10 protein-coding genes are annotated in these 13,626 nt (G+C 57.5%); 4 read left to right on the top strand and 6 right to left on the bottom strand.

Annotated features, from left to right (window positions below; translation table 11 throughout):
- The first annotated feature begins 53 nt into the window (after positions 1-53).
- Positions 54-515 (top strand): hypothetical protein, encoded by a 462-nt coding sequence (locus ACR0AA_RS04690; protein ID WP_239337680.1) that lies wholly within the window; start codon positions 54-56, stop codon positions 513-515.
- Positions 516-678: 163 nt separating this feature from the next.
- Here ACR0AA_RS04690 and ACR0AA_RS04685 read toward each other — a convergent pair whose 3' ends face one another.
- The 3 genes from ACR0AA_RS04685 to ACR0AA_RS04675 form a co-directional block, all read right to left on the bottom strand.
- A complete protein-coding gene (locus ACR0AA_RS04685; RefSeq protein ID WP_480662258.1) occupies positions 679-1,905 on the bottom strand; it encodes an HlyD family secretion protein in 1,227 nt (408 codons plus the stop codon).
- Positions 1,898-2,227 (bottom strand): hypothetical protein, encoded by a 330-nt coding sequence (locus ACR0AA_RS04680; RefSeq protein WP_480755536.1) that lies wholly within the window; start codon positions 2,225-2,227, stop codon positions 1,898-1,900. The genes ACR0AA_RS04685 and ACR0AA_RS04680 overlap by 8 nt, the downstream gene beginning before the upstream one ends.
- Positions 2,228-2,382: 155 nt before the next feature.
- Positions 2,383-3,507: a beta-ketoacyl-ACP synthase III gene (locus ACR0AA_RS04675; RefSeq protein ID WP_480662262.1), complete on the bottom strand. Its 1,125-nt coding sequence runs from the start codon at positions 3,505-3,507 to the stop codon at positions 2,383-2,385.
- 168 nt (positions 3,508-3,675) lie between these two features.
- Here ACR0AA_RS04675 and ACR0AA_RS04670 point away from each other — a divergent pair, with 168 nt between their 5' ends.
- From ACR0AA_RS04670 to ACR0AA_RS04660, 3 genes are read left to right on the top strand one after another with little or no spacing between them, the layout of a single operon-like run.
- Positions 3,676-4,143, top strand: coding sequence for a MarR family winged helix-turn-helix transcriptional regulator (locus ACR0AA_RS04670; protein ID WP_480662264.1), 468 nt, complete (start codon positions 3,676-3,678; stop codon positions 4,141-4,143).
- On the top strand, positions 4,140-5,177 hold the full coding sequence (locus ACR0AA_RS04665; protein ID WP_480662266.1) for an efflux RND transporter periplasmic adaptor subunit: 1,038 nt from the start codon (positions 4,140-4,142) through the stop codon (positions 5,175-5,177). The genes ACR0AA_RS04670 and ACR0AA_RS04665 overlap by 4 nt, the downstream gene beginning before the upstream one ends.
- A gap of 11 nt (positions 5,178-5,188) precedes the next feature.
- Complete coding sequence (locus ACR0AA_RS04660) at positions 5,189-8,236, top strand: efflux RND transporter permease subunit (protein ID WP_480662268.1); 3,048 nt, start codon at positions 5,189-5,191, stop codon at positions 8,234-8,236.
- A 36-nt stretch (positions 8,237-8,272) separates the two neighbouring features.
- Here ACR0AA_RS04660 and ACR0AA_RS04655 read toward each other — a convergent pair whose 3' ends face one another.
- The 3 genes from ACR0AA_RS04655 to carB form a co-directional block, all read right to left on the bottom strand.
- Entirely contained in the window at positions 8,273-9,403 is a 1,131-nt protein-coding gene (locus ACR0AA_RS04655; protein WP_480662270.1) for a hypothetical protein, read from the bottom strand.
- Positions 9,404-9,487: 84 nt separating this feature from the next.
- Positions 9,488-9,898: a VOC family protein gene (locus ACR0AA_RS04650; RefSeq protein ID WP_480662272.1), complete on the bottom strand. Its 411-nt coding sequence runs from the start codon at positions 9,896-9,898 to the stop codon at positions 9,488-9,490.
- A gap of 255 nt (positions 9,899-10,153) precedes the next feature.
- Positions 10,154-13,498: a carbamoyl-phosphate synthase large subunit gene (gene carB, locus ACR0AA_RS04645; RefSeq protein ID WP_480662274.1), complete on the bottom strand. Its 3,345-nt coding sequence runs from the start codon at positions 13,496-13,498 to the stop codon at positions 10,154-10,156.
- Positions 13,499-13,626 lie beyond the last annotated feature (128 nt).

Here is a 13,626-nt window from a genome sequence, read left to right as displayed (position 1 = left end):
TTTCCCCCACAATGGCAGATGTAGTGGGTGATGCAGGCAATGAAGGTAAAAACATGGCAGATATCGGGGCCTACCTGAAAAAACATACCGAAGCGCTGGTTAAAGACGTGGGAATCGAATCCGCGTGCGAGATCACCGGCAAGTCCAAAGCCACGTTGGGCCGTTACTATTCCGACAATATCGAACATGCCGACCGGTTCATGCCTGTGGACGCAGTTGCGCGACTCGAGGCGGTGTCGAACTTCCCTCACGTCACCTCGGCTCTCGCCGATTTGAAGAACATCACCCTGTCTTATGACGGACGAAACGACGATAGCCCGCGCACTGGTGGCGTGAATTCCGACGTGATCGCGCTGAGCCAACGGTTTGCGATGCTGATGACCGAATATCAGTCCGCGATTGAGGACGGGATCATCACTGTAAACGAAGCCAAACGACTGTTGAAGGAAACCAGCCTGCTGCAACAGGTCTTGTTGGACATGAAACTGCATCTGGAAGAGGAAAGCGTGAGCTGAGGTTCACGCCCGCTGTCCACTCACTGAACGGTCGCATTGCAATCCTTGGTTTCCTGGTGCCGACAAAAATACCAATTGGGAGCGGGTAAGGAAGGCTGCGAAAAAGCTCAAAGAAAGCCATCTGCATTGCCCAAGCCATCAACCGGTGCGGCAAATCTGGGCTTCAAGAGAATACTAGAACCTTGACTGGCAATAAAATGGCTTGCGCCCGAAGAACGATGGCGTTGGCAATGCCCATGCCGTCCACGATCCGGGCAACAAATGCCGACATTCCGGTGATCTCTCCGGATTCGATTTCCTCGGCGCGGCTGGTATAGGCAACACCAACGCAGGAACTGCCCCGCGGAATGCGCTCAACGTGTTTGGGGAATATTGGGCTGAGGAAAGCGGTTACCGTGCCTGGCCGAGCGCGGTCCTGTTGATCCAACAGCGCATCGCCCGGCCGGAATTGCCCGGCAGCGATTGCCCCCTGAACCTCATCAACGACCATTGGGATGACGACCAGTGGTTTCGATGCGCAGGTGATTTCAACCAGCATGCCAGGTTTCACAACACTGGCCGAAATTTGACCAAAGGCCGCCACAAAGCGTCCTTGCCCGGTGGTCTCCGGCACCAAAATACCTGCAGGGCGTAGGATCGGGTTAATGATGTCGCCCGGTTTCAACAGGAATTGCGTCACAGTCCCGTCCACTTCGGCGAATATGGTGGATTTGGCAATTTCATTCTCAGCTTCGCGCAGAACGGCGCGTGCGCTTTCCCGTTGTGCCGGCAAAAGAGTAGTTTGGCGCAGTTTCGCACCGTCGAGCACCGCCATAGCGGCTGTTCGTTGACCATCCGCGCGCGACACTGCGGTCTCCAAGCGTTCCAGTTCCTGTTCGCTGACCACGGTGTCGTTGCGTTCTGCCAGGGCAACACGGCGATTCAGATCGTCCGTTGCCTGCCTCAGATCAGCTTCGGCCGTTTCCAATTGCGCTGTGGCGCCGGCAATCTCAGTCGCGACAAGGCCCAGCGCGGCGTCGATTTCCTCCATCCGTCGCTGCGCGGTTTCCACAGCCGCTTCCTGACGTGTCGTGTCCAGGCGGAAAATCGGATCGCCGGCCTCAACCGCTTCGTTGTTTGCGACATAAACTTCGGCAACACGGCCGGGTCGGTCAGACAGGATCGTCACGGTGCGAAACGGCGCAGATACGTTGCGCGTCGATGGGTGGAAATAGAAAATGATGGTGATCAAAGTGATCGCAAGAATCGCGCAGGCAGTTAGCCCCCAACGAAGCTCGTACCAGATATTGAACAAAGTAAGCTCTTGTCCCCACCGCTTGCCTTGCTTGTAGCGGCGATAAAGATAGTCGGGAACGATCGTGATCAGGGCGGAAAAAAGAAGCTCAAGCATCGTCGGTCTCGGATGCGTGTCTTAGTGGGAAAACCTCGTGCAATGGTACGGCAGCGACAAGGATTGCCGCGATCCAAAAGGCGTTGTTCAAGGTGAACAGCGAAATCAGCCCCAGAACGCCTACCAATTGCATCTGCACTTTGTGAGCGCCGGCCGCCATGCGATCGGGGATGGCCTGAACCGTGAAATAGAGCGCACCGAAACCGAGAAGCACCAACACCAGCAGAAACCCGACGATAACCAGAAAACCATCTGTTTCTCCCGGCGGAGTTACCCAGAATGGAAGTCGTGCCAGTGCTTCATCGGATATGGAACTGTCCATTTGACCCTCCGATTTCGTGACGATCCCGTTAAGGATAACCGCCTAAATCCCGGAAAATCAACGTAGTTCAATGTGGAGCGGGCGTTGGACCGGCCTGTCTCAGCGCAATCTAGCTCGCATGACAACTGGATCAGCAACGGTCCAAAGGACTGACGTCACCCGTGCCGTTTCACGATTACGGAGCCCACCGAATACCCCGCGCCAAACGAGCAGATCAGGCCGACATCCCCGTCCGTCAGGTCTTCGGAGTACTTGGAAAACGCGATGATCGATCCGGCCGAAGACGTATTGGCATAGTCCTGCAGGATGTTGGGTTGTTCACCGACTGCGGGCTCGCGGCCCAGGACCTTTTTGCCGATGAAGTCGTTCATCGTCTTGTTGGCCTGATGCAGCCACAGGCGTTTCAGATCGCCGCTTTCGACACCCTCTGCTTCCATGTGGTCCGAGATGTGCTTGCTGACCATCGGTAACACTTCCTTGAACACCTTGCGGCCGTTTTGCATGAACTGCATGTCACGGCGGTCAACCACGCCGTCTGGGCGCGAACGGCGCAAGAAGCCGTTGTTGTTACGGATATTGTTTGAAAACTCGGTGGCGCAACGTGTCGACAGGATCTCGAAATGCGGGCCTTTCGCGTCTTCGACCCGTTCGATCAGAGTGGCTGTTGCCACATCACCAAAGATGAAATGGCAATCGCGGTCGCGCCATTCCAGATGGCCGGAACAAATCTCGGGGTTCACCACCAATGCAGCGCGGACCGAGCCAGAGCGAACCATGTCCGCAGCTGCCTGAATCCCGAAAGTGGCCGAAGAACAGGCGACATTCATGTCAAAACCGAATCCGTTGATTCCAAGGGCCTGCTGAATCTCAATGGCGACGGCAGGATAAGCGCGTTCGTGGTTTGAGGCGGCGCAGATCACCAGATCGACGTCTACGGCGCTGCGCCCGGCCTGTGCCAGTGCCTTTTTGCAGGCGTCGACCGCCATCTCGGTCATGATGCCCGGTTCATCGTCGCTGCGTTGACGCAGCAAGGGGTGCATCACGTCAGGGTCCAGAACACCGTCCTTGTCCATCACGTACCGTTTTTCGATGCCCGACGCCTTGACGATGAATTCCTCCGAAGAATGCTGCATCGGCTCGATCTCACCCGCCGCAATCGCCTCCGCGTTTTGGTCGTTCATCTTGTCGGCATAGGCGTTGAATGCTTTGACAAGTTCGGCGTTGGTGATGACGTTTTCGGGGGTGAAAACACCGGAGCCGGTGATCGCGGGCGTGTACATGATAGAACCTGAATGTTTCGGATTTGCTCAAAATGCAGCCATAGAAGGGTTTGTTCAAGAGAGGTTGACCCAAGGGAATATTAAAGATTCCGATTAAATCAGCTTCAGTTCTTGAATAGTTCATTTTCCGAAGTATATGCGAAGCCGAAATGGCAAACGGATTCGCCCATGACATACGACGACAGCGCTTTGGTCAGACGTCTCAGCCCCGAAGTGCAGGCAATGATGGGCGTCTACGCACTCTATTGGAAGCTGGAAGAAAGCTTTGACGCTCTTGAGGTCGAGCTGAGCCATCAGGAATGTCACATGATGGTAAAGTTGGATCAACCCAAGCGTATGGGCGTTCTGGCCGCGGACATGTTGACGGTGCCATCGACCATCACGTCGACCGCTGATGCGCTGGAAGAGGCTGGGTATCTGGCACGACAGCGCGACCCCGAAGACCGTCGCGCCTGGTTGCTGGTTCTGACCGATAAAGGTCATGAGATGCGGCAGATGTTGCTGGCAGAAGCGGGGGACTTGTTCCGCCGTGCCTCGGGTCTGGACGCTGACGAGACTGCCGAGTTCGCACGACTGGCCCGGAAGATCCGGGAAAACATAATGAAAACAGGAATTCCTGAGGGATTGAAGAAATGAAACTCTTCTCTGTTCTGAGCGTTGCTCTGACCGTATTTGCCACCTCTGCGATGGCGCAGGATACGGCAAAACCCGTGAAATTGATGGTAGTCGAGGAAACCTCACCAGGTTTCTCGCGCCAGTTCTTTGGCCGCGTCGCTGCGCGGCAGACGGTCGACCTGGCGTTTCAGGTTGCCGGGCAGATTGTCGAAATGCCGGTGACCGAAGGCTTTGTGATCCCCAAGGGCGAATTGATCGCACAACTGGATCAGGAACCGTTTCAGCGCCGTTATGACCGGGCTGTGCTGCAAAAGGATCAGGCGGATCGCACCGTCGCCCGCCTGTCGCGCTTGCGCGGCACAACCGCCAGTCAGGTGGCCGTGGATGACGCGGAAACCGAGGCACAGCTGGCGGATATTGCTGTTCGCGACGCTGAATACGACCTGAAACATGCTACGCTGACGGCGCCTTTTGACGCTCTGGTCTCGCGCCGCACGGTCGAATCCTTCACCACCGTTTCCGCAGGCGCTCCGATCGTGCGTATCCACGATATGTCCGAACTTCGGATCGAAGTGGACGTTCCGGAAATTCTGTTTCAGCGCTCTGGGCAGGAAGACGATATCTCGATCACCGCGAAATTTCCGGTCAGCGACGAAGTCTTTCCGCTGCAAATCCGCGAGTTTGACGCGGAATCGTCCAGCGTGGGGCAAACGTTCCGCATTCAGTTCGGCCTGACCCCGCCCGAGGGGCTGCAGATTTTGCCGGGATCGTCGGTAACCGTGAACGTTCAGGTTCAGGACAGCCGGACCGGAATCGTTGTTCCGGCCACCGCGATCGTTTCCGACGCAAACGGTGACCTGGGTGTCATGGTGTTTTCGCCAGTAGGAGCCGACGAAGGGACGGTGCGCCTAGTGCCGGTGACCATCGAACCGACACAGACAGGCGAGGTCCGGGTTCTGACCGGCTTGAAGGACGGCGATGAGATCGTCGTTGCAGGCGGCGGGGCGTTGACCGACGGTCAAGCCGCGCGCCGTTTTGCCGGCTTTGCAAACTGAAGGGCGGATCGATGAACATTGCGCGCGCATCCATTGATCGCCCGATCTATACGTGGCTAATCATCCTGATCGCCTTGTTTGGCGGTATCTGGGGTTTCCTTTCGCTCGGGCGTCTTGAAGACCCGGCCTTCACCATCAAGAACGCGGTCATCGCGACCCAGTATCCTGGGGCAACAGCCGAGCAGGTGGCGCTGGAAGTGTCGGAGCCATTGGAATCCGCCATCCAGCAAATGGGTGAGGTCGATACGATCACATCCGTGAACCAGCCTGGCTTGTCTCTGATCGAGGTTGAGATCAAATCGACCTATGATGGCACCGAACTGCCGGAGATCTGGACCAAACTGCGCGCCAAGGTGCGTGATACGGCGCGCGGCCTGCCTTCTGGTGTGCAGCAGCCGTTGGTCAACGACCGGTTCGGAGACGTGTTTGGACTGTTTTATGCCGTGACCGCCGATGGATTTTCAGACGCCGAAAAGCACGAGTTGTCGACCTTCCTGCGGCGTGAGTTGCTGACCGTCGAAGGAGTGGCAGATGTCGAGGTGATGGGCTTGCCGCAAGAGGCGATCTTCGTCGAGCCCGATCTGGCTATCTCGGTGAACCAGAACGTGCCGCTGCAGGCGATCAACGAAGCCATTGCAAATGCGGATTCCGTGAATGCATCGGGCTCGGTCCGGTCGGAAAATGACCGTACGACCATCCTGACTGCGGAAGGGTCGGACAGTGTTTCGGCGATTGCGGGCCTGTCGGTTGGCTCGCAAGGGCAGGTGATAAACCTGTTCGACATGTCCGACGTCTATCGCGGTCGTCAGACAGACCCGGAGGTGATGATCCGGTTCAATGGTGCCGAAGCTTTCACGCTGGGCATTGCGGGCCTCTCTACCGAGAACATTGTCGAGGTGGGTAAACGCGCGGATGAAAAATTCACCGAGTTGGACTCGCAAATCCCGTTTGGTGTGGAAATCCTGCCCATCTACCAACAGCACGTGGTGGTCGAGCAGGCCTCGAACGACTTCCTGGTGAACCTTGCGATGTCCGTGACCATCGTGGTCGTCGTGCTGGCGCTGTTCATGGGCTGGCGCGCGGCTGTTGTCGTTGGCTCGACCCTGTTGTTGACCGTGGTTGGGACACTTCTTTTCATGTCGATTTTCTCGATCGAGATGGAGCGGATCTCGCTAGGCGCCTTGATCATTGCGATGGGTATGCTGGTGGACAACGCTATCGTTGTCGCCGAAGGGATGCAGATCGCCATGATGCGCGGCAAGAACTCGCGGGATGCCGCGGATGAGGCCGCGTCCAAAACGCAAATCCCGCTGCTGGGCGCCACGGTCATCGGGATCATGGCCTTTGCAGGCATTGGTCTCAGCCCGGACGCGACAGGTGAGTTCCTGTTCTCGTTGTTTGCCGTAATCGCAATCTCACTGTTGCTGAGCTGGGTTCTGGCCCTGACAGTAACGCCGCTGCTTGGCCACTATTTTTTCAAGCAGGGCAAGGAAGGGGCAGTGGACGCATATGGCGGGATCATGTTCCGTATCTACGGGAGCATCCTGCAATGGGCGCTTCGGTTCCGCTGGCTGGTCGTTGCCGGTCTGGTCGGCATCACGGTCGCGTGTTTTGCCGGGTTCGGTCTGGTGAAACAGCAGTTCTTCCCGGATTCGAACACGCCTCTGTTCTTCGTGCACTACAAACTGCCGCAAGGCACGCCCATAGCGCGTACCTCCGAAGACATGGCCGTGTTTGAGGAATGGTTGAACAAGCGCGATGATGTTGTCGCCGTAACTACGTTCGTTGGGCAGGGCGCAACTCGGTTCCTGCTGACCTATTCGGCGGAGAAACCGAACCCGAGTTATGGACACATGATCATCCGCACGGAAACTCTGGACGACATCCCGGCGCTGCAGGCTGATCTCGAGGCGTTCGGATCGGCGCAATTCCCTGAAGGCGAGTTTCGAACCAAACGTCTGATCTTTGGCCCCGGTGGCGGCGATCCCATTCAGGCCCGGTTCTCGGGTAGTGATCCGGCTGTACTTAGGCAGCTTGCGGACGAGGCTATCCTGCGGATGCGCGGCGCCTCAGATAATGTTTTGCATGTCTATCAGGACTGGCGTGAGAAAGAGCTGGCGGTTCAGCCCATCTATGCGACCGAACGCGCGCAAACTGCTGGCGTGACCCGTGAAGATATCGCCGGAACGCTGCAGTTTTCCACCGACGGGGTCAGAGCGGGTGTTTTCCGTGAACGCGATCGCCTGATCCCGATCATTATCCGCCGGCCAGCGGACGGGGATTACTCGATCGTCGATCAGGTGGTGTATTCGGACCAGTCAGAAAAGTTTGTGCCAATCGAACAAATGGTCGACGGGTTCGAATACCAATCCCTCAACACGCTGGTTCACCGCCGTGACCGGGTGCTGACCATCACTGTTGGGGCTGAAATCCCGGTGGGAATGACGGCGGCTCAGGTTCATTCGGAAGTACGCGCTGCCATCGAAGAGATGGAGCTGCCTGCGGGTTACCGCATGGAATGGGGTGGCGAGTTCGAAAACGCTGGTGAGGCAAACGAAAGTCTGGGCCGTCAGTTGCCAGTAAGCCTGCTGATTATGGTGTTGATTTCGGTGTTGATCTTCAACGCGGTCCGTCAGCCGATCATCATCTGGCTGCTGGTGCCGATGTCTGTCAACGGTGTCGTCATCGGCTTGCTGGGCACCGGTCTGCCGTTCACGTTCACGGCGCTGCTGGGCTTGCTCAGCCTGTCAGGGATGCTGATCAAGAATGGTATCGTTCTTGTCGAGGAAATCGATCTGGTTCGCGAGACCGGCAAAGGTTTGCGTGAGTCGATCATCGAAGCTTCGGTCTCGCGTCTGCGTCCGGTCATGTTGGCGGCGATCACCACCATTCTGGGTATGGCGCCGCTGCTGACAGATGCGTTTTTCAAGTCCATGGCGGTGACGATCATGGGTGGTCTGGCCTTCGCAACGATCCTGACGATGGTCGCGGCACCTGTTTTCTACTTGATTTTCTTCGCGCGGGACGAGAAACGTGAACTGAAAGCCGCAGCGGCCTAAGCAAAACCCCAAAACCGTTCAAACCCGGCCGGTGACTTATCCGGTCGGGTTAAGTGACCAGTCGACACGGTCAAATGCCGCCCGCGTTTCGGGTGCCAGTTCGTAGTTGGATAACGCATTGGCGTCATAGTTCCGCCAGGCGCTCGACGTGATCGCCTTGCAGTGCCAGATACCGCTGTCTTTTGGAGTGATGAGGCTGCCACGCGACCTTAGCAACCCGATCGTGTGGACATGCCACGATGTGAACCAAAGCGGCCCCGAAGGCGCGATACAATACTTGGCCCTGCACAGCCCGTCTCCGGGTAATTTGCGGATATGATCAGAGTGCCGGAAGCTTTCGGTTCGGCCTGCATCCGGGTATCGCCATTCCACGCCCAGACGCACGAAACCGGTTGGCCGCTTTTGGGCCAGGTCAAAGATTCTACCGTTATTGCACCAGACCAGTTCATCAATGTCGCATTGCAGAACAGCGCGCGCGCCCGAGAGGAACCGCAAGCGTGCTATGTTCAGCAGCGAGGTCTGCAAAAACATCGTGTTGAAGCGCGTCTTGCCTTTCCTGTCTTGTGAAACAACACCGTACCGAAACGGGGCAGACAGAACGATGGGGTTGCTGATACCGCCCCGCCTTAGCGCCTCGCGGATGTCATCCAGACCATACTGGGACGAGGCATTGTCGAAGAACAACATCTGCTCCAGCCCATGTTCCTGGCAATGGTACCGAGCGAAATCCTCGATCCAGATCAGATTGTTGTCACGTGAAAGGGTGACGGCCACATTTTTGCCCGTGAAAGGGGCCGAATCTTGCCGGGCCGAATTCACCAGAGATTCAACCCGTGACCCACCCCATTCGAACGCCAGTGTTTTAGGTTTTTGAGGTTCGCTGATTATCAGGGCATCGTAGAATTCATGCGGTTTCAGGCGGACTTTTCTGACCTTTTTGCCATCCAGAAGAAACCGACCTTCGCGGATAACGTCATACAGGCCAAACAGTTTGGGGCAGATGATCGTCAGGCGGCCTTTGTCCCAGAATGCGTCATACCAGAATGTGTCATAGTCGTAGACGTGTTCAGTATAGTCCGGGCCGGTATGGCCCGGCTTCATCTCGCGCCGCAGCCCGAGTTCCGTCAGGCTACTGGAGGCAAGAACGGGATGGCTCTGCTCGGTCAATGTCGTTGCCTTTAATCCTGCGGCGAATTCACATCGCCTTGCGCCTAGATCGCCGGCGCAGCGGCGTGGCTTGCGACGGCTTGTTTAGTCACCCGAATTCTTTACCGGGTCATAATGATAGAAAAAACACGAAAGCTTGTTCCCGTCGGGGTCGCGCAGATAAGTGACATAGAAATCAGGTGCGTAATAGTCCCTTGTTCCCGGCGCGCCCGCATCCGTACCACCATGTTTCAGTCCTGCGGTGTGAAACTGCCTGACTTTGGCGGCGCTTTGGACAGGGAACGCGATCATCGTCCCGTTGCCCACATTGGCGGGCTGGCCGTCAAAAGGCGTGCAGACCCAAAACCCTGTTCCAGCGTCCGGATCGGTGCCCCAGCCTGCGCGGTTCTTGGTCCATCCCGGAAGGCGCGGCTGTTCCAGAACAGAGAATATCGCGTCGTAAAACCGAATGGCCCGTGGCAGGTCGTTGGTTCCATAGGTGGTGTAAAGGCGCACGGTTCCTCCGCTTGGCTTGGGGCAGAACCATGTGCCTATTCAGCGGCGAGGCAAAGCGAAAACGGTTAGAAAGTCTGTCTCAGATCAATGGGATCAAAGGGACATCACACGCTGCAAGCGTCATCAGGGCGGCCAATACCATAAATCTACGCATTTGTTCTTTCCTTCTGCTCGTTTGCAGAAAAGATGCGCGCCCGAAGACATAAGGTCAACGGGCGCGCGAAACGTTCAGGTCTGCAAGCAAGTTCAGGCCGATCAGCCCTGCAGCGATTTCACCTCGACATCTCCTTCGGCCTGCGCCTTGATCGCCAAAGCAGCGGCATGGCTTGCAGCGGCAGTCGTGTAGTAGGGGATCTTGTCGTACAGAGCGATGGACCGGATGGCCTTGCTGTCCTCGACCGCCTGCGCACCTTCGGTGGTGTTCATCAGCAGCTGTACCTGACCGTCTTTCAACATGTCGACCACGTCCGGACGGCCCTCATAGACCTTGTTGACGACCTCACAGGTAACGCCCTGTTCCTCAAGCCAGCTTTGCGTGCCACGTGTCGCGACAAGCGAGAAGCCCTGCTCGGTCAGAACCTTCGCGGCCTCGAGCATGGCCGAACCTTTGTCGGCGTCCTTGATCGAGATGAAGGCACGGCCCGACGAAGGCAGAACCATACCTGCGCCCATTTGCGCCTTCAGAAAGGCGCGCGGGAAGTCGCGGTCCCAGCCCATGACTTCGCCTGTAGAACGCATCTCGGGGCCGAGGATCGTATCGACGCCGGGAAAACGGGCGAATGGCAGCACGGCCTCTTTCACCGAGAACCACGGCATATCCGGGTCGGCCAGAGTCATCTGGTCGGCGATCTTGGTGTCCTGACCTTCTTTGTAGGCTGGGCGCTGCGGGAAATTCGAGAGTTTCTCACCGGCCATGACGCGCGCGGCGATCGATGCAATCGCACTGTCGGTGGCTTTCGCGACAAACGGCACGGTACGCGAGGCGCGCGGGTTCACCTCGATCAGGTAGATCTCATCATCCTTGATCGCGAACTGGACGTTCATCAGACCCACGACGTTCAGCGCCTTGGCCAGTTTGAACGCCTGATCCTTGATCTGCTCGATGATCTCTTTCGAAAGCGAATAGGGCGGCAGCGAACAGGCAGAGTCGCCCGAGTGAACACCGGCCTCTTCGATGTGCTGCATGATGCCCGCAACGTGTACGTCAGTGCCGTCGCACAGCGCATCCACGTCCAGCTCTACCGCGCCAGCCAGATAGCTGTCCAGTAGAACGGGGCTGTCACCGGAAACCACCACGGCCTCGTTGATGTAGCGCCGGAGCTGATCCATGTCGCGGACAATTTCCATTGCGCGACCACCCAGAACGTAGGAGGGGCGGATCACCAGCGGGAAGCCGATCTCTTCGGCAATTTCCAGCGCCTGCTCATCGGTCGAAGCGATGCCGTTCTTCGGCTGTTTCAGGCCCAACTCGTTAACCAGCGCCTGGAAGCGTTCACGGTCTTCGGCCAAATCGATCGCGTCCGGCGTGGTGCCGAGGATCGGAATACCTTCTTCTTCCAGCGCGTTTGCAAGTTTCAGCGGGGTCTGGCCGCCGAATTGAACGATGACGCCGTGCAGCGTGCCGTTTTCCTGTTCCTTCGTCAGGATTTCCATGACGTGTTCGAAGGTCAGCGGCTCGAAATACAGGCGGTCCGAGGTGTCATAGTCGGTCGACACGGTCTCGGGGTTGCAGTTGATCATGATGGTTTCATAACCCGCTTCGGTCAGCGCGAAGCAGGCATGACAGCAGCAATAATCGAACTCGATGCCTTGACCGATCCGGTTCGGGCCGCCGCCAAGGATGACAACCTTTTTACGGTCAGACGGGCGTGCCTCGCACTCAACCTCACCCATCATAGGGGCCTCATAGGTCGAGTACATGTAGGGAGTCTGCGCCTCGAACTCGGCCGCGCAGGTATCGATGCGTTTGAACACCGCGGTGACGCCAAGGTTTCGACGGGCGCGGCGTACGTTATCCTCGTCGCGGCCAGTCAGGTTGCCCAGACGCGCGTCAGTGAAGCCCAGCATCTTCAGTTTGCGGATGCCTTCCTCGGTGACGGGCAGGCCGTCTTTGCGGACCTGACGTTCCGCGTCGATGATCTCGCGGATGCGGGCCAGGAACCACGGGTCGAACTTGGTGACGCCAAATATCTCGTCATCGGTCAGACCGTGGCGCATGGCTTGCGCTATGGTGCGCAGACGGTCAGGCGTTTGTTGACTGATTGCCTTGATCACTGCAGCCTTGTCGTCGGCTTCGTCCCAGAGGCCGACATTCAGGCCGGGGATTTCGACCTCATCAAATCCGGTCAGGCCCGATTCCATCGAGGCCAGTGCCTTTTGCATTGATTCGTGGATCGTGCGGCCGATCGACATGGCCTCACCCACCGATTTCATCGCGGTGGTCAGGTAGGGTTCCGAGCCGGGGAACTTTTCGAAAGCGAATTTCGGGATCTTGGTGACAACGTAATCGATGGTCGGTTCGAACGAGGCCGGTGTGACCTTGGTGATGTCGTTGTCCAACTCGTCCAGTGTGTAGCCCACGGCAAGCTTGGCCGCGATCTTGGCAATCGGGAAACCGGTCGCTTTTGAGGCCAGCGCCGAAGACCGTGACACGCGCGGGTTCATCTCGATCACGACCATCCGGCCATCAACCGGGTTGATCGCCCACTGCACGTTCGAACCGCCAGTTTCGACACCAATTTCGCGCAGCACGGCAATCGAGTGATTGCGCATGATCTGGTATTCTTTGTCAGTGAGAGTCAGGGCAGGGGCAACAGTGATCGAGTCACCCGTATGCACGCCCATCGGGTCAATATTCTCGATCGAACACACGATAATGGCGTTGTCAGCGGTGTCGCGCACCACCTCCATCTCGTATTCTTTCCAACCAAGCAGGCTTTCATCGATCAGGATCTGACCCACGGGCGAGGCATCCATGCCCGAGCGGCAAATATGTATATAATCTTCGCGGTTGTACGCCACGCCGCCGCCAGTGCCGCCCAGTGTGAAGGCAGGACGGATAATGGCTGGCAGACCAACTGTTTCAAGTGTCTCCAGCGCCAGCGCCACGCCCGCGTCCAAGTCTTTTTTGCCGGTGCCGTCCTTGGGCGCAGTCACGATTTCGGCCTTGGGGTTTTCGATACCCAAGCGATCCATCGCCTCGCGGAACAGGGCGCGGTCTTCGGCCATTTCGATGGCGTCGCGCTTGGCACCAATCATTTCGACATTGAACTTGTCCAGCACACCCATCTCTTCCAGCGCCAGCGAGGTGTTCAGACCGGTCTGGCCGCCCATTGTGGGCAACAGGGCGTCAGGGCGTTCTTTCTCGATGATCTTGGCGACAACTTCGGGCGTGATCGGTTCGATGTAAGTCGCGTCTGCCAGCCCGGGGTCGGTCATGATGGTTGCAGGGTTTGAGTTCACCAGTATGACCCGGTATCCTTCTTCCCGCAGCGCCTTGCAGGCCTGAGCGCCGGAATAGTCGAACTCGCAAGCCTGACCGATAACAATGGGGCCCGCCCCGATGATCATGATCGACTGGATGTCGGTTCTTCTCGGCATGGCCTGGTTCCTTCGATTGTCCGCGAGTCAGGGCGCACCCCAAGCGCCCAAATTGTCCTGCGTTATAGGGACCGCGCGAAAAGGTTCAAGAGGTATCGGAAACGAGGACGAAATTGCCGCTTTCCCCT

The sequence above is a fragment of the Ruegeria sp. CE8 genome (assembly GCF_056537465.1).
The sequence above is the reverse complement of the archived record's forward strand: the minus strand, read 5'-3'. Positions and strand labels throughout refer to the sequence as shown.